At 70.1% G+C, this 15,569-nt stretch carries 14 protein-coding genes and 2 pseudogenes; 8 read left to right on the top strand and 8 right to left on the bottom strand.

Annotation, left to right across the window (positions count from 1 at the left end):
• Positions 1 to 152: 152 nt before the first annotated feature.
• Positions 153 to 1,106, top strand: a complete 954-nt coding sequence (locus LIU39_RS33245) for a phosphotransferase (protein WP_227050690.1) — start codon at positions 153 to 155, stop codon at positions 1,104 to 1,106.
• A gap of 32 nt (positions 1,107 to 1,138) precedes the next feature.
• Here the strand turns inward: LIU39_RS33245 and LIU39_RS33250 are convergent.
• A pseudogene (locus tag LIU39_RS33250) lies at positions 1,139 to 1,468 on the bottom strand (NUDIX hydrolase); the annotation flags it as partial.
• 10 nt (positions 1,469 to 1,478) lie between these two features.
• On the opposite strand from LIU39_RS33250, the gene LIU39_RS33255 reads away from it, so the two are divergent.
• The 5 genes from LIU39_RS33255 to LIU39_RS33275 all read left to right on the top strand — a co-directional run bounded on the left by LIU39_RS33255 (position 1,479) and on the right by LIU39_RS33275 (position 4,660).
• Positions 1,479 to 1,739 (top strand): hypothetical protein, encoded by a 261-nt coding sequence (locus LIU39_RS33255; RefSeq protein WP_227050691.1) that lies wholly within the window; start codon positions 1,479 to 1,481, stop codon positions 1,737 to 1,739.
• A 674-nt stretch (positions 1,740 to 2,413) separates the two neighbouring features.
• A complete protein-coding gene (locus tag LIU39_RS33260) occupies positions 2,414 to 2,677 on the top strand; it encodes a hypothetical protein (RefSeq protein WP_227050692.1) in 264 nt (87 codons plus the stop codon).
• Positions 2,658 to 3,173 carry a DUF6879 family protein gene (locus LIU39_RS33265; protein ID WP_227050693.1) on the top strand — a complete coding sequence of 172 codons (516 nt, stop codon included), beginning with the start codon at positions 2,658 to 2,660 and terminating at the stop codon, positions 3,171 to 3,173. The genes LIU39_RS33260 and LIU39_RS33265 overlap by 20 nt, the downstream gene beginning before the upstream one ends.
• 3 nt (positions 3,174 to 3,176) lie before the next feature.
• Positions 3,177 to 4,025 (top strand): helix-turn-helix domain-containing protein, encoded by an 849-nt coding sequence (locus tag LIU39_RS33270; protein ID WP_227050695.1) that lies wholly within the window; start codon positions 3,177 to 3,179, stop codon positions 4,023 to 4,025.
• Between the two features lie 458 nt (positions 4,026 to 4,483).
• Positions 4,484 to 4,660: a hypothetical protein gene (locus LIU39_RS33275; protein ID WP_227050696.1), complete on the top strand. Its 177-nt coding sequence runs from the start codon at positions 4,484 to 4,486 to the stop codon at positions 4,658 to 4,660.
• Between the two features lie 388 nt (positions 4,661 to 5,048).
• On the opposite strand, the gene LIU39_RS33280 is transcribed toward LIU39_RS33275, so the two are convergent.
• The 5 genes and pseudogenes from LIU39_RS33280 to LIU39_RS33300 all read right to left on the bottom strand — a co-directional run.
• Positions 5,049 to 5,459: an NUDIX hydrolase gene (locus tag LIU39_RS33280; RefSeq protein ID WP_227050703.1), complete on the bottom strand. Its 411-nt coding sequence runs from the start codon at positions 5,457 to 5,459 to the stop codon at positions 5,049 to 5,051.
• A 187-nt stretch (positions 5,460 to 5,646) separates the two neighbouring features.
• Entirely contained in the window at positions 5,647 to 7,203 is a 1,557-nt protein-coding gene (locus tag LIU39_RS33285) for a CHAD domain-containing protein (protein ID WP_264483531.1), read from the bottom strand.
• Positions 7,115 to 9,409, bottom strand: a complete 2,295-nt coding sequence (locus LIU39_RS33290; protein ID WP_308409446.1) for an RNA degradosome polyphosphate kinase — start codon at positions 9,407 to 9,409, stop codon at positions 7,115 to 7,117. The genes LIU39_RS33285 and LIU39_RS33290 overlap by 89 nt, the downstream gene beginning before the upstream one ends.
• A 304-nt stretch (positions 9,410 to 9,713) precedes the next feature.
• Positions 9,714 to 10,751 (bottom strand): ABC-2 membrane transporter-related protein, encoded by a 1,038-nt coding sequence (locus LIU39_RS33295; protein WP_227050699.1) that lies wholly within the window; start codon positions 10,749 to 10,751, stop codon positions 9,714 to 9,716.
• Between the two features lie 275 nt (positions 10,752 to 11,026).
• Positions 11,027 to 11,977 (bottom strand): annotated as a pseudogene (locus tag LIU39_RS33300) (ATP-binding cassette domain-containing protein); the annotation flags it as partial.
• Between the two features lie 98 nt (positions 11,978 to 12,075).
• Here LIU39_RS33300 and LIU39_RS33305 point away from each other — a divergent pair.
• Positions 12,076 to 12,708 (top strand): GNAT family N-acetyltransferase, encoded by a 633-nt coding sequence (locus LIU39_RS33305; RefSeq protein ID WP_227050700.1) that lies wholly within the window; start codon positions 12,076 to 12,078, stop codon positions 12,706 to 12,708.
• A 107-nt stretch (positions 12,709 to 12,815) separates the two neighbouring features.
• Here the strand turns inward: LIU39_RS33305 and LIU39_RS33310 are convergent, their stop codons facing one another.
• Positions 12,816 to 13,823 carry a squalene/phytoene synthase family protein gene (locus LIU39_RS33310; protein WP_227050701.1) on the bottom strand — a complete coding sequence of 336 codons (1,008 nt, stop codon included), beginning with the start codon at positions 13,821 to 13,823 and terminating at the stop codon, positions 12,816 to 12,818.
• Positions 13,820 to 14,737: a polyprenyl diphosphate synthase gene (uppS, locus tag LIU39_RS33315; protein ID WP_227050702.1), complete on the bottom strand. Its 918-nt coding sequence runs from the start codon at positions 14,735 to 14,737 to the stop codon at positions 13,820 to 13,822. Before uppS ends, LIU39_RS33310 begins: the two co-directional genes overlap by 4 nt.
• Positions 14,738 to 14,945: 208 nt before the next feature.
• Between uppS and LIU39_RS33320 the strand changes: the two genes are divergently transcribed.
• On the top strand, positions 14,946 to 15,239 hold the full coding sequence (locus LIU39_RS33320; protein WP_308409447.1) for a DUF397 domain-containing protein: 294 nt from the start codon (positions 14,946 to 14,948) through the stop codon (positions 15,237 to 15,239).
• The last annotated feature ends 330 nt before the right edge of the window (positions 15,240 to 15,569 follow it).

Below are 15,569 nucleotides of genomic sequence, written 5' to 3' on the forward strand. Positions count from 1 at the left end.
TGGCGGGCCCCCGCCCGGGGGGGCGCCCCACTTCGCGTTCTGCCCTCAACCCGCCCTCAGCGCCTGTCAATTACGTAGCACCCTGCGGCCTCCCCTGGCACGATCGCCCCCATGCCAGGACCCACGACACCCGAGTCCACGACGCCGAATTCATGACGCCCGAATTCATGACGCCCGGCCGGCTTGCCGCCCGCACCTCACGCGCGCTCGAAGCGGCCGTCGCCGCGGGCCGCGGCCTCGGGCTCACGGTGACCGACCCGGCCGTCCTCCACGACGTGTTCTCCGTCGTCGTGCACCTCGCCCCGTCCCCCGTCGTGGTCCGGGTGCCCACCGTCCTGCCCACGTACGCAGGACTCGACACCCGGGCGGCACAGCAGCGGACGGAGCTGGCCGTCGTGAGCTGGCTCGCGGAACAGAGCATCCCGGTGATCCCGCCGAGCCCGCTCGTGCCGCAGGAACCCGTACAGCGCGACGGCTTTTCGATGACCTTCTGGCAGTTCGTCGAGCAGGACACCACCGTCGAGCCCGATTACGTGCACAACTCCCGCCTGGTGGCGGACCTGCACGCCGCACTGCGCGCCTACCCGGGCGACCTGCCGTTCCTCTCCACGGCCGAACCGCGGTTCACCACGGAAGGACTCGCGGCTCTCGCATACCGTCCCGACCTCGTCGACCCGGCCGATCTCGACCGCGCCCGACGCGAATGGGAAATCCTGGAACCCGTCGTCCGCTCCCGCGCCGCATTCGAGGCGGCATTCCCCGGAATCGACCTCCAGCCGCTCCACGGCGACGCCCCCGCGGTCAACATCGTCGCCGCCACGAACGGCGCGCTGTACGCCGACTTCGAACTGGCCACCCTCGGCCCGGTCGAATGGGACCTGGCAGCCCTGGGCCCCGCATGCGAGGCCGCATACAACTCCGCCGCACAACTCCGGGGCCTACGGCAACTGGACGCCCGCGTACTCCGCTTCATCAACGCCGTGGGCAGGTGCCGAACGGTGGCCTGCCTCGCCCTCGCCCCGCAGCTGCCCCTGCTCGTGGAGGCACTGAAACCGTCCATCGAGCAGTGGCGGGGAATGCCGTTCGACGCAGGGCCGGCGGGCTGAGCACCGCCCGCAACGAGGCGGCCCCGCCCACGTCACAGCGTCTCCCCCGCCCCGCCAAGGGCGTCCAGCAACGCGTCGACCAACGCCCGGTCCCGGTTCTGGGTGAGGCAGTTGCGGGCCGCGGCCGGTGGCAGCCATACCACCCGATCCACCTCACGGTTCGGGATGAAGTTGCCCCCGATGGCCTCGGCTGCCCAGTAGCGGACTTCTTTGGGCCGACCGTCGACCACGTAATGGACAGAGGGGAGTCGGGGCCCCGGGACGCAGGCCATGCCGGTCTCTTCCAGAGTTTCGCGCACCGCCGCTTCCCGGAATCCCTCGCCCCGCTTCAACTTGCCTTTCGGAAGCGACCAGTCTCCGTAGAAGGCAGAGATGGAAAATCACGACGAAGCTGAATACACGTGCCGCATCTGCGGATACATCGATGACGGGCCCCGATGGGCGAACGGAACCCCTGACAATGACATCTGCTCCGCCTGCGGATCGGAGTTCGGCCTGCACGACACCCTTTTGCAAGGCGTGCGTGAGCTTCGCGGCTACCGGGTAGGGCAGGGGGAACCGTGGTCCGATCCGGAATGCAAGCCGGAAGGCTGGGACCTGCTGAGGCAGTTGGCCAAACCACCCGCCGAATAGCGCTGATGCCGCCCTGCGGCCGTCAGCCGCAAGGGCAGTTTACGAGTCCCCAGTCCCAGACGTCGGCCCCTCCGCCTCGCCATTGTTCTCTGCTACGTCGGCCCACATCAAGCAATGGTCAATCAGGTCGTGCAATCCGCTTCCGTCGTACGGGAACAGGTCTTCAACGTGCGAAGCAAGGATTGCCGAATCTTCCATTCTCGCCTCGATGTACGGTAATTTCCATCGGTCAGTGAACCTGAAATTTCGTTGATCTCTTTGATTTGCAGAAATGCAGAGCCGAGCGGTGATGGCAGGCCCCCTGACATATCCAGTTGCTTGCTCAAGCGATGGGCAAGGGTCAGAAACCGGCGATAGGCAGCTGCGGCTTCCGTGTTGTCATCGGAGCGCGATCCACCCTCGCTTACGAGAGATAGGCCAACAGGTACTGGCCGACCTCTCCGAAACCGCGCGTGACCAGTAGCTGGCCGCGCGGCACAGCGAGGCTGAGCGCCCCAGCCAGCGAGCAGGGCGTGCGCTGCCCCTGTGGCTGCCCCTGCCGAGGAAGGCCACAGGGGCAGTTGGCGTTCCTGCGCTGGTTCCGATTGGCGCCCATGCGCTCTTGACGGCCTGCCTCGACAGGGTGATGGTCGTGCAATCGAGCGCAATCACATCGGCCCACGGAGGGGTAAGACGTGAAGCTGCGTTTCCTCGGGATCATCCCGAACACACCCGACGTCGATTCTCCGACCATCTGGTTGGACGAGGACACCGGGGATCTATTGATCCAGTCCTACAAGGCCACGGAGGCGGAGGTCAAAGCGTGCCAAGAGATCGGCTCAATCCCCGGCCACTCCACGGCCGTCCCGGACCACGAGACGATCACCCGGTTGCCCAAGGTCATGCGTCAGTACATTCCACGCTCGGAGGACAGCACCGTTGAAGAACCCCGTACTTGAGGGCCTGGCGAATTCCCAGCGCTCCGCCGTGCATCTAGAGATGCGTGACGCCTACCAGCCCAGCGATCCTGAGTTCATCGCCTGGCAGAACGGAAAGCGCCTTGATCCTGCCGCGGACCGGGCGTCGTGGTGGCGCCCTTTCCTGGACGTGGTGACCGAGACGACCGAGCGCGGCGTCATCATGCGACGGGCGCGGGTGGTGTCGGAGCCGGTGACGGACTACATCAAGTACGAGTACGACGTAACGTTCCCCAACGTGGCAGCCGGAGAGTTGGTCCGCTGGTTGCCTCGACGCAACGCAGCCGACATTCCACTGCCTGGTACTGACCTGTGGATGTTCGACGGGACCTCAGTACTGTTCACCTACTTCTCCGGTGTCGGTGAAGTAACTGATCGAGAATGGCGCACTGAACCCGCCGTTGTGGAGATGGTCAGTTCAGCGTTCGAAGCGGTGTGGGAGCGAGCTACGCCGCACGAGGAGTACAAGCTCGGCTGAGTCATGGCAGTCTCCTCATCGTCCAGTGCCCAGGCGGCCCGGCAGGTACTTGCTGATCGTCTCCGCGAGATGTACCGGGACGCCGGCCTGGAAGGCAAACAGCTCGCTGCGGTGTGCGGCTGGCACCCCTCGAAGGTGTCCCGCATCGCCACGGCCAAGACCTCACCATCCGCTGACGACATCCTGGCCTGGTGCAAGGCATGCAGCGCGGAGGACCAGGCGCTGGACCTCATAGCCTCTCTGCGGACTGTTGAGGGTATGTGGTTGCAGTGGCACCGCATGGAGCGCACCGGCCTTCGCCGCGCCCAGGAAGCCGTTCTACCGCTGTATGAGCGAACCCGCTGGTTCCGGAACTACGCGCCCAACTTCATCCCTGGCCTCATTCAGACCTCCGGCTACACAGAAGACGTCCTGCGCGCGGTCCAGCGAAGGCGGGCCCTGATCGATGACGTGGCTGATGCTGTAGCCGTCCGCATGGAGCGTCAGCGTGTGCTGCACGAAGGGCAGCGCCGCTTCGCGTTCCTTGTTGAGGAGTCGGCGCTGCGGAACGGTCTGGGCAGCACTGAGACACAGGTTGAGCAGCTTGAACACGTGCTGACGGTCGGCTCACTGCCCAACGTCAGCGTGGGAGTGATCCCGGCCAAGGTCGGCCGAACGCGCATGCCGGTAGAAGGGTTCATGATCTTCGACAAGGTGCAGGCCAACGTGGAGTTGGTATCCGGCTATCTCACAGTCACGCAGCCCAGCGAAGTGGCCATGTACGCGGATACGTTCTCCACCCTGGCAGACATGGCCGTCTACGGCCCGAAGGCTCGTGCGCTGATCACAGCGGCTATGAACTCGCTGGGGTGATCCGCGTGCAATCACGTGCAATCGACTGTGTGTTGGGCCTCACCTGTTCCTAGCGTTGTCGTCACCGAGATGACGCGCAAGGCGAACGGCGGAGGGTTCATGACCAGCCCGATTCGGCACAGCCAACCGCCCATTGAACTACCCCTGGACGGCTGGCTGCTGGAGGGCGAGCCGGCCCCCGGCTGCAAAGTGTGCGGAGCCCTGGACCTCCAGAGGACCTACGCGCGCAAGCGGAACGACTGGACGGCTGCATGCGCGGCTGCCCGGGACATCCGAAACCACGGCCATACGCACGTCGAAGCGTCATGAGCGGCCCGAAGACTCCCGCCCCGGCGTCCGAACCCTGGACAGGTGAGCGCCGGGACGGGTGACCAACCGCAGGGGAAGCCCCTGCGGCCCATGGGCCATGCCATCGACGGTACGGCGGCATGGCCCCTTGCGAAAGAGGAGGTTGGTGAATGAGCGCTGTGAGCGTCGATACGTACGAGACGCGCACGCCTGACGCCGAAGGCTGGCGCGGCATTCCGTTCCGGCACCCGGCCGACATGGAGGCTGACGGCGGGAAGCACGACGGAGGCCCCCTGCCCCCCGAGGCTCCGCGCGAACCGTCGCCGCAGGGCGGGGACGGTAAGTAACCCCCACGCCAGCATCACTCGCACCGGAGGCTACAAGCCACTACTCGCAACGGTGCGCAGTTACAGGACCCGCCGGCCTCACGCTGGCGGGCCCTCATGGCTTCCGGGCCTGACTCTCATGCCTGGAACTCCGACTTTGCTGATCTATTTCTCAGCGCCTTCTTCGGAAGCAGAGAGCCCGCACACGGCAGGACAACCGTGTGCGGGCTCCGGATGTGTGTTGCGGCGTTCAGGCAGCCTCAAACGCCGCTGTGCCTTCGAACAGGGCCGCAAGGACGCCCCGGCTGCTCCGGAGAAGGATCCGGAGCACTTTCCAGTTCTGCGGCTATCCACTCGTCCAGGCCGACTGATGCCCGCCCGCCCCAACCGGCAGCGTTGTGCGTCTGCGTCACAGCGTCTCCCCCGCCCCGCCAAGGGCGTCCAGCAACGCGTCGACCAACGCCCGGTCCCGGTTCTGGGTGAGGCAGTTGCGGGCCGCGGCCGGTGGCAGCCATACCACCCGATCCACCTCACGGTTCGGGATGAAGTTGCCCCCGATGGCCTCGGCTGCCCAGTAGCGGACTTCTTTGGGACGGCCATCGACCACGTAATGGACAGAGGGGAGTCGGGGCCCCGGGACGCAGGCCATGCCGGTCTCTTCCAGAGTTTCGCGCACCGCCGCTTCCCGGAATCCCTCGCCCCGCTTCAACTTGCCTTTCGGAAGCGACCAGTCTCCGTACTTGGGCCGGTGGACGAGGGCGATCTGCGGGCCGTCGCTGTCCGGGGCGCGGCGCCAGAGGACGCAGCCCGCGGCGCGGATCGGCCGCGGGGACGGGCCCGGCGGGCTCTGCGGCGCCGTCGCGTCGTGCCGCGCACCGGTCGTCGCGCCGCGCCTCGTCCCGGCCGTCGCGCCGCGCCGCGCGTCGTCCGTCACGTCGTGCCTCGCGTCGTCCGTCACGTGTCGCTCCTCGTCTGTGCCGGTTCGGGCGGCCTTCGGGATGGCTGCGTCAGCTCCACCGGCTCTCCGGGGCGGGGGCCGGCAGCCACAGGCGGCCGAAGGTGAAGCGGGCCGCTTCCACGTCGTGGCGCTGGTCGGCGTGGAGCACACCCAGGGCGTAGGCGGTGGCGGGCGCGATGCGGGGGGTGCGGGCCGCCGATGCGGCTGCCGTGGCGGCCTCGGACGCGTCGCGGTGGCGTTCCAGGGCGCGGCCGGCCTCGGCCAGGCGGGGGTCGGTCCGGTCGGGCGCGACGATCTCCTGGGCGTAGCGGCTGAGCCGTACCAGCGCCCGCACCTGGTGCCAGGGGGTGTCCTGGCGGTGCTCGGCGCCGAGCGCGTCGGCGGGGTACGGGTGGCCGGCGCGGGCCAGCGGCAGGGCGGCGACGGCCTCGGACAGCTGGTGGTGCGCGTGGTCGGCGAGCGGGTGGAGGGTCTCGGCGGCCGGGCCTGCCGCGGCCGCCCGGTCGAGCGGTGCCTCGGATGCCAGTACCGCGACGGCGTCGGCGAGGGCGTGGAAGCGGGCGGAGCCGAGTGCCTGGAGCGCCGCGGAGTGCGCGCGGGTGCGGGCGAGGGTGAGCTGCCGGTCGAGCAGCGCGGCGGCCCGCGCGGCACCGGCGGACAGCACGCTCTCGGCATCCGGATCGGCAGCCTGAGCCGTGCCGGCGGAGGCAGGCGGGGGCGATGTGGACCGGCCGGCGGACGCGGGCAGGGCCGACGCGGGGACGCCCGGCGCGAAGGCACCGATGGCGCGCTCGCCGTGCCCCGTGCTCCCCGCCCGTTCCGCACGCCCCGCACCCCCCATACGGTCGCTGCGCTCCGTGCTGCGGGTCCTCCCGGTGCGTTCGGGGGCGGTCGTGCGGGGGCCGCGTTCGGGGCGGCCGGTGAGGCGTTGCAGGGCGGCCATCAGGCGGTCGCGGCGCCTGGCACAGGCGTGTTCGCGGGCCAGGGTGGCGGACAACCAGCCCAGTTCGGCGCGGAGTTGGTCGGCCCAGGTCTCCTCGGTCAGCGGGCGGAAGGTGTAGAGGGTGGCGCTGATCCGGCGGGCGGCGGCGCGCAGCTGCCGGGCGGCCGCCTCCGCACCCTCCGCGTCGGAGCCGCTCTCGCGGTGCAGGCGGAGGCTGCGCAGGAAGTCCGCCGACTGACGGTGCAGGTAGGCGGCGAGTACGTCGCCCGCCGTGGCGTGCGCGGGCAGCGCGTCCCCCGGGGCGAGCGGCCCGCCGCACTCCTGCGGCCCCCTGGCGCCGTACGGCCCCGGTCCGCCCGAGCCGTACGGTCCCCCGGCCCCCTGTAGTCCCCCTGAGCCCAACAGTCCCACTGTTTCCTGCCGTCCCCCCGCGTCCTGCGGGCCCCCCGGCCCGTCCACCACCGCGGCACGGGCGCCGGGCGCCCCGCCGGGTCCGTATCCGTGGCCGGAGCCGGGCTCGTATCCGTTACCGATGCCGATGCCGATGAGACCGGTCGGCCCCCCGGCCGGCAGGTCAGGTCGCTGGGCCACGCCGGCGCCTCCGCGCGTCAATGAGCATTTCCTGTACGTTGCGCAGCGGCGCGCCCTCCGCGTCCACCGCATGCCGGGTCCAGTTGCCGTCCGGGCCCAGGTGCCAGGAGGAGGTGGAGTCCGAAGTCCCGGTCTCCAGCAGCCGGTTGAGGGCGACGCGGTGCGCCGGGTCGCTCACCCGCACCAGCGCCTCGATCCGGCGGTCCAGATTCCGGTGCATCATGTCGGCGCTGCCCAGCCACACCTCGGGCTCGCCGCCGTTGCCGAAGGCGAAGACCCGGGAGTGCTCCAGGAAGCGGCCGAGAATGCTGCGCACCCGGATGTTCTCGCTGAGTCCGACGACTCCCGGACGCAGCGCGCAGATGCCGCGCACCCAGATGTCCACCGGCACGCCGGCCTGCGAGGCGCGGTAGAGCGCGTCGATCACGGCCTCGTCGACCATCGAGTTGACCTTGATGCGGACGTAGGCGGGGCGGCCGGAGCGGTGGTGGGCGATCTCCTTGGCGATGCGCTGGAGCAGGCCCTCCCGCAGCGACCTGGGCGCGACGAGGAGCCGGCGGTAGGTGCCCCGCCGTGAATAGCCGCTGAGCCGGTTGAACAGGTCGGAGAGGTCGGCTCCGACCTGCGGATCGGCGGTCAGCAGCCCGAGATCTTCGTAGAGCCTGGCGGTCTTGGGGTGGTAGTTGCCGGTGCCGACGTGGGCGTAGCGGCGCAGGACCTCGCCTTCCTGGCGGACGACCAGCGAGAGCTTGGAGTGCGTCTTGAGACCCACCAGGCCGTAGACGACGTGACAGCCGGCCTCCTCCAGCTTGCGGGCCCACTTGATGTTGGCCTGCTCGTCGAAGCGGGCCTTGATCTCGACGAGGACGAGGACCTGCTTGCCGGATTCCGCGGCGTCTATCAGGGCGTCGACGATCGGCGAGTCGCCCGAGGTGCGGTAGAGCGTCTGCTTGATGGCGAGCACGTCGGGGTCGGCGGCGGCCTGCTCCAGGAACGCCTGCACGGAGGTGGAGAAGGAGTCGTAGGGATGGTGCAGGAGGACATCGCGGGCCCGCACCGCGGCGAAGATGTCGGGGGCGGACGCCGACTCGACCTCGGCGAGGTCACGGTGCGTTCCTGCCACGAACTTGGGGTACTTCAGCTCGGGCCTCTCCAGCGCCCCGATGCCGAACAGGCCGGTCAGGTCGAGCGGTCCCGGCAGCGGGTAGACCTCGGCCTCGGAGACCTTCAGCTCCTGCACGAGCAGGTCCAGGACGGACGGGTCGATGGACTCCTCGACCTCCAGCCTGACCGGCGGCCCGAAGCGCCGCCGCATCAGCTCCTTTTCGAGCGCCTGGAGGAGGTTCTCGGCGTCGTCCTCCTCCACCTCCAGGTCTTCGTTGCGGGTGACCCGGAACATGTGGTGCGCGCGCACCTCCATCCCCGGGAACAGCTCCTCCAGGTGCGCGGCGATGACGTCCTCGATGGGGACGTAGCGCTGCGGGGACGCCTCCAGGAAGCGGGAGAGCAGCGGCGGCACCTTGACCCGCGCGAAGTGGTCGTGGCCGCTGACCGGGTTGCGGACGACGACGGCGAGGTTCAGCGACAGGCCCGAGATGTACGGGAAGGGGTGCGCCGGGTCCACGGCCAGCGGCGTGAGGACCGGGAAGATCTGCTGGCGGAAGAGGGTGAACAGGCGGGCCTGCTCCTTCTCGGTCAGCTCGGGCCAGCGGATGAGGTGGATGCCCTGGTCGGCCAGCTCGGGGGCGACGTCCTGCTGGTAGCAGGCGGCGTGCCGGGCCATGAGCTCGCGCGAGCGGGTCCAGATCAGGTCCAGGACCTCGCGCGGCTGAAGGCCGGACGCGGACCGGGTGGCAACACCGGTGGCTATCCGGCGCTTGAGTCCTGCGACCCTGACCATGAAGAACTCGTCCAGATTGCTGGCGAAGATCGCCAGGAAGTTCGCCCGTTCCAGGAGCGGCGTGGCCGGGTCCTCGGCCAGCTCAAGCACCCGTTCGTTGAACGCCAGCCAGCTGCGCTCGCGGTCCAGGAAGCGGCCGCTGGGCAGCTCCTCACCGTCCGCGCCCGGCACCCCGGTCTCCACGTACGCATCGGCGTCGGAGTCGAGGTCGGGCTCCAGCTCCGGTACCGTCCCGGCGACCGCGTTCGGGCGGTGGGCCGCGATGGATCCCACCGACGGCTGCACCGATGGCCCGTTGACCTGCGGCGACGCCGTGGCGGACGCCGGCGCCTGCTTCTCGGTCTTGGCCTGGGCCTGAGCGCTGGGCTGCTGGGTCATGTCCTCATTCTTCCGCGTCTGGGCGATTTCAGGCGCGTCGGACGGAGGCGGCGCTACACGGAGCCGCGGGTGGGGGACGTTCGGCACAGCGGGCTGCATCCACCGATGCTCGCAAGCGAGGTTGAATGATCGGTAACGCGAACGTGGCGGCGAGGCAAGCGGGGGGCTACCGGCAGGCGGCCGGACCGGGAGCCGGCAGGCAGAAGGCCGGGCCGGGACAGTCGTCCCCGGCCCGGCCTCCTCGTCCCCGCGGGTCCGGGCGGGTGACACCGCCCGTCCGGGGCGCCCGGCGGCGCCCGTCCCGTCAGCCGTGCCGGCGCTTCATGACCCGGAAGGCGATCACCGTCGCCACCACGGCCAGCACGAGCACGATGCCGGACTCGGTCCAGGCCAGCTGCCAGTGGTGCGACACCGGGTGCTGGTCGACGTAGCTCGCCACGACATTGTGGCTGCGCAGGCAGGACTCATAGCTGGGATCCGCCGCGCAGAGACCGGTGGGCATCCGGGATCCGGTGCCGGTGAGATGGCCCTGCTCCAGGAACCAGGAGGTGTCCTTGAGTTGCTGCGATTCGTTGCCCCTGAAGACCACGGTCGTCGGCGCCATCAGGTACGGCCGCAGCTGCTGGAGCGCGAGGCTGACGGCTCCCATCACGCCGAGCGTCACGGCCATCGACACCACCGTCCGCCGCAGCAGCAGCCCCGCCAGCGTGCCGACGGCCAGACCGAGCAGACACTGCGCGACGGGTACCGGCCCGAGGGAGCCGTAGGCGGTCGTGGAGTACCAGTAGGAGCCGGACACCTCCTCGCCGCCGACCTGCCACAGCCACATGAACACCGCCGCGAGCGCGGCCGAGGTGACCACCGCGGCGGCGGCCGGCAGCGCGATCTTCGCGGCCAGCCAGCGCAGCGGGCCGACCGACTGCGTCAGGACGAGCTTGTGGGTGCCGGACTCCAACTCGCGGGCCAGCAGCGGCGCTCCGATGAAGATGCCGACCAGGAACGGCAGCGCCATCAGCAGCATCTCGGCGAGCCGGAGCTGCGACCCGTAGGAGGCGCGGAAGGCGTCCACCGCGTTCTGGGTGCCGGCGCAGTGCGGATCGAGGGAGATCAGCGAGCAGCCCGCGATGTGGTGGCTGTCGAGGAAGCCGGACATCCGGCCGCGCAGCACCGCCATGTAGACACCGCCCGCCACCATCAGCGCGAGCAACACCACGAACGCCACGCGGTGTTGCCGCCACACCAGCCACAGCAGCCCGCGCACCGGGGCGCCTCCCGGCGCGCGGTCCGCATCCTGCGCGTGTTGCCCGCGCCCGGTCGCCCCAAGGTCTGCCGTCGTACTCATGCCGCCGCTCCCTTACCCCTACGCCCGCAGTTGTCACTGCCGCCGCCGTGGCCGTGGTGACCACTCGTGTCGCTCGTGTCGCTCGTGTTGCCTGTGCCGGTCACGCCGGTCATGTCGCTCGTCTCGCTCATGTCTGTCGCGCTGCTCGTGTCGCTCGCGCCGTTGTGCTGCTGCTGGTCGGTGCCGTCCTGGTGCCGCGGGCCGTTGCGGGGCATTCCCGGGATGCCCGGCTTGTGCCGCAGCCGTGGTTCCCCCCTCCCGGCGCCCCGCCCGGTCCGGGCGGGCGCGTGGGAGCGACGCGGGATCGGCTCGGCGCTCGGCGCGATCAGGGCGGGCGCGTCGGGTGCCCGCAGATACGCGAGCAACAGCTCCTCCAGGGAGGGCTCGACCGCCTCCCACGGCCCGTCGACCGGCCCCTGCCGCCGCACCATGGCCGCGAACCGACGCCCGCTGACCTGCGCCTCGACGACGGTGTGCGCGGCGATCCGGGGCGGCAGCCCCGCGCCGGGCCCGCCCCGCTCCCCCATCAACAGGCTGTGCGCGCCGATGACATCGTCGACCTCGCCCGCGAGACGCACCCGCCCCTCGCCCAGCACCAGCAGGTAGTCGCAGACCCCGTCCAGCTCGGCGAGCAGGTGCGAGGCCATCACGATCGTGGTGCCGTGCTCGGCGGCCTGGGCCATCAGCAGGGCCGCGACCTGATGCCGCACCAACGGATCGAGATCGGCCAACGGCTCGTCAAGCAGCAGGAGTTCGGGGCACTTCCCCAGGGCGACGGCGAGCGCGACGCGGGTGCGCTGCCCGCCGGACAGGCTGCCGACGCGGGCGTCCAGTGGCACCCGCCCCTCGCGCACGAGCCCTTCGGCGCGCTCCCGGCTCCAGCCGACGGGGTTCAGCGCGCGGCCCATCCGCAGCGTCTCGGCGACCGTCAGCCGCGGATAGAGCGGCTTGCCCTGGGTGAGGTACGCGATACCGGCCCGCCCGGCCGGTTCGGCGGGGTCGGCGCCGAAGACGCGTACGGCGCCTTCGGCGGGCCGGGCCAGGCCCGAGACCAGCGAGAGCAGCGTGCTCTTGCCCGCGCCGTTGGGCCCGGCGAGCGCGCAGATGCGGCCGGCCGGCAGCCGGAAGGTGCAGTCGCGCAGCGCCCAGCGGCGGCGGTACCGCTTGCCGAGGCCGACCGCCTCGATCGCGGTGCGCCCCGAGGCCCGACCGGTCGGAAAAACCATCGGCCGCGTCCCCTCCCCTAGTCATTCCACTAATTAAGTAGTGAAAGGGTGGGGGAAGTGGGCTGCACCTGTCAACCTGCGCTGTCTACGCCGACCCGATGCCCACCCCTCACACGCCCCCACCACTCCCCTGCACCCCCGCCCACCCCCTCCGCACCGAACGCCTCGACCTGCGCCCGGTCACCCTCGACGACGCCGAGGCGATCCACGCCTACCAGTCCCTGCCCGACGTCTGCCGCTACCTCTACCGGGGCCCGCTCGACGCAGCGGCCTCCCGCGCATCCGTCGCCACGAAGACGACCCGCACCACCCTGCGGGCGAGCGGCGACGTCCTCCAACTCGCCGTCGTGGTCCGCGCAACGGGCCACCTGATCGGCGACGTCACCTTCGTGCTGACCAGCACGACACACCGCCAGGGCGGCATCGGCTACGTCCTCCACCCCGACCACACCGGCCACGGCTACGCCACCGAAGCCGCCCGAGCCCTCCCCCAATTCAGCTTCGAAGACCTCCGACTCCACCGCATCCAGACCGAGTTGGACGGCCGCAACACCGCATCGGCCCGCCTCCTGGAACGCCTCGGAATGCGCCGCGAGGGCCACCTGCGCGAGAACGAATTTCTCGACGGCGAATGGAGCGACGAGGTCATCTACGCGATGCCGGCTCGCGAGTGGTACGCCCGGCAGGGACCGGAGGGGCGCCCGGCAGCAAAGCCGCCCCACCTCTCCTGACCTCCCCTCTCGCCCGGCACAGGATTCCGCCGGACCGCCCGGCCAGACCCGTCACCGCACGGGCATACGGGGCACGTTGGGGCAAGGGGCACGGAACAGGGAGTCGTTCACCACGCCATGCGCAGGCGGCGGAGCAGCACGCGCCGGGCGTCGTTGAGCAGGCCGGAGGGCGAGGGACGCACCTGCCGGATGATGCCGTGACGGGGAAGCGCCGCACCCTGGCGTTCCACACCGCTCATGACCGGCTCGCAGCCCGCCAGGACGAGCCCGTAGACGAACTGCGTCGCGTCATCCGCGTCTCCGAGGGCGTCGCGGGCCGCCGCCAGGGCGATACGCGCCTTGGTGCGCATATGGGCGAGCAGGGCCCGCACACCGCACGCGTCAGGGCCGGTCTCCAGGTCGGTGCGACTGACGCCAAAGCGCAGCAGGTCCGCCTCGGGAATGGTGAGGAAGCCGCGCCGCAGGTCAGCGGCCAGGTCGGCCAGATCGTCCACACGCTGGGCGGCATCCATGACCAGCCGTACCTGACGCTCGGGCACGGGCTCGGCGGCCGCGAGCCATACGGCGCACTGCATACGGGCCGCCGGCATGCTGATGTGGTCGATGACGTCGTCATGGTCCTGCTCGGTGGCGTAGCCGGTGGTCCACAGCCGTTCGGCCTGGCCCACCAGATAGTCCTCCACGTCGCGGTGCGCGACACTCCGGACGTCGACGGTGTGCAGGAAGGCGCGCAGGAACGGCTGATCGGCCTGCCCGGTGAGCAGCCCCTGGCGGACCTGTCCGGCCCAGGCGTGGAACCGCGACGGATCGCACTCACGCACCGGCACATCCACCAGGCAGTCGGCGTGCAGGGCGAAGGCGGACAGGGCATAGAAGTGCGGTTGCCATGCCGGGGGGAACAGCAGACGTATGACGGGGTAGAAGGCCGGATATCTGCGTGCCGTCAGGCGGGCGGCGGCGGTGTAGTCGTCGCGCAGAGCGCCCTCGGGCACGCCGGCGACGCTCATCGTGAGCCGCCAAGGCGTGGCGTGCGAGGTCAGGGAACGGAGCGTCGGCAGGGACACCGCCCGGCCGGCACGGGCCGGTTCATCGGCCGGAGATCCGGATGAGGTCATGACCACCGGTCCGGTCGCCGTTCGCCTGCCGTCTTGAGCCGGTCCAGCAGACTGAGGCCCACGTGGGCGGCGAAGTCACCGGGCAGGCTGAGCAGATCCGACAGACTGGGCAGGCCGTACAGGCCGGGTGTGGTGTGGGTGAGGTGGCCGGGGGGAATGGGGAGCGGGATGTCCGACGGGACATCGGCGTCCACCGGTCCCGGCTGTTCCGGGATCAGGCCGCCGAAGCGGCGCTGGCGTTGCTGGTAGAGGTCCAGGGTGTGCCGGAAATGCCCGGAGCGGAAGTCCGGCCACAGGACGTCGAGAAAAATGAGTTCGGCGTAGGCGCAGTGCCACAGCAGGAAGTTGGACAGCCGGTGTTCGCCTCCGGTCCGGATGAGGAGGTCGACGTCCGGGAGTTCGGGTCGGCAGAGATGGCGGGCGAAGGTCTCGGCAGTGATCTCATTGTCGGGAGTTTGCTGTGTGGTCAGGGCACGCGAGGCATCGACGATGTCCTGGCGCCCGCCGTAGTCGAACGCGAGCGTCAGATGCAGGGCGCTGTTGTCGCACGTCAGTTTCTCGGCATCCCGCAGCGCGGCCATCGTCGGCGCGGGGATGCGGGAGTCGGCCCGGCTCAGAATCCGGATCCGTACGCCCCGCTGATGCAGACGCGACACCTCACGACCGATCATCTGTTGCGGGAGGAAATTCACCAGGAAGTGAACTTCCTCTTCCGGACGTGACCAGTTCTCGGTGGAGAAGGCGAACAGGGTCAGCCATTCGACGCCTTCGCTCAAGGCACTGTCCACGGCCGAATTGATGGCGGACCTGGCCGCCAAATGGCCATGCATACGGTCGAGCCCGCGATGTTTGGCCCAACGGCCGTTGCCGTCCATGATGCAGGCGACGTGCCGAGGGGGAGTCTTCGACGCCATCCACGCTCCAGAGGTCACTTACCGCATTCATGTGAATACGAAGAGGTGCATTCCCTGGGCGAGTCCGCTGCACTCCTTGCCGTCCCGCCTCTTCCGGGGGATGTCGTTCAGGGGGCTGCGGGGCGGGGAGGCCGTCATCCGACCTCCGCCCCCAGGTCGACCACCGTGCAACGCCGCAGCTCCACGACGAGTTGGGAGGCCAGGAACCATGCCGCGTGCGGATGGCCGTAAGGCAGGTACCCATCATCCGAAGCAGCCGACAGCACCGTTCCGCGCGGCGCGTGGAAGCCGCCGAAGACGCCGCGCGGAGTGGGTCAAGTCCTCCTACAGCGACGCCAATGGCGGGGACTGCGTCGAGCTCTCCCCCGCCCTCACCCAGACCCACGGCATCGTCCCCGTCCGCGACAGCAAGAACTCCGGCGGACCGGCGCTCATCTTCCCCGCCGACGGCTGGGCCTCGTTGGCAGCGGCCGTCAAGTGCGGGGATGTCACGACCCGTTGACCTGCTCGCGGAGGTCGTGAGGCGCCCGGCGGCCTTGAGCCGTGCTCGGGACGAGCCCTCCGTTGCGGCGTGCCGCCGCGCCGCATTAGTCGTCTGTTAGCGGAACGCCAGCCCGGTCTTCGAAGCTGGTTGTCGTCCGGGAGCAAGACGAGAGAACAGAGCTACGGGAGATCCGATGAACACCGCCACTGCCACCCGCCGCGGCCACTGCCACCCGCCGCGGCCGCGGCGGCCGCCGCATCGCCGCCGCCGTTGTCGCCGCGGCGGCGCTGAGCCTGGGAGTCACGGCCTGCGGGCCCGACTCCGGGGCGGCGGGCGCCGCCGGCTCAT

Source organism: Streptomyces pinistramenti (assembly GCF_020564935.1).
Classification (GTDB): Bacteria; Actinomycetota; Actinomycetes; order Streptomycetales; family Streptomycetaceae; genus Streptomyces; species Streptomyces pinistramenti.

What these genes read in the sequence shown, in the direction of transcription:
- LIU39_RS33245 (WP_227050690.1), top strand. Translation starts at nt 153, where the DNA reads ATGACGCCCGAATTCATGACGCCCGGCCGGCTTGCCGCCCGCACCTCA.
- LIU39_RS33255 (WP_227050691.1), top strand. Translation starts at nt 1,479, where the DNA reads ATGGAAAATCACGACGAAGCTGAATACACGTGCCGCATCTGCGGATAC.
- LIU39_RS33270 (WP_227050695.1), top strand. Translation starts at nt 3,177, where the DNA reads ATGGCAGTCTCCTCATCGTCCAGTGCCCAGGCGGCCCGGCAGGTACTT.
- LIU39_RS33275 (WP_227050696.1), top strand. Translation starts at nt 4,484, where the DNA reads ATGAGCGCTGTGAGCGTCGATACGTACGAGACGCGCACGCCTGACGCC.
- LIU39_RS33285 (WP_264483531.1), bottom strand. Translation starts at nt 7,203, where the DNA reads ATGCGGTGGACGCGGAGGGCGCGCCGCTGCGCAACGTACAGGAAATGC.
- LIU39_RS33290 (WP_308409446.1), bottom strand. Translation starts at nt 9,409, where the DNA reads ATGACCCAGCAGCCCAGCGCTCAGGCCCAGGCCAAGACCGAGAAGCAG.
- LIU39_RS33295 (WP_227050699.1), bottom strand. Translation starts at nt 10,751, where the DNA reads ATGAGTACGACGGCAGACCTTGGGGCGACCGGGCGCGGGCAACACGCG.
- LIU39_RS33305 (WP_227050700.1), top strand. Translation starts at nt 12,076, where the DNA reads ATGCCCACCCCTCACACGCCCCCACCACTCCCCTGCACCCCCGCCCAC.
- LIU39_RS33310 (WP_227050701.1), bottom strand. Translation starts at nt 13,823, where the DNA reads ATGACCTCATCCGGATCTCCGGCCGATGAACCGGCCCGTGCCGGCCGG.
- uppS (WP_227050702.1), bottom strand. Translation starts at nt 14,737, where the DNA reads ATGGCGTCGAAGACTCCCCCTCGGCACGTCGCCTGCATCATGGACGGC.
- LIU39_RS33320 (WP_308409447.1), top strand. Translation starts at nt 14,946, where the DNA reads ATGCCGCGTGCGGATGGCCGTAAGGCAGGTACCCATCATCCGAAGCAG.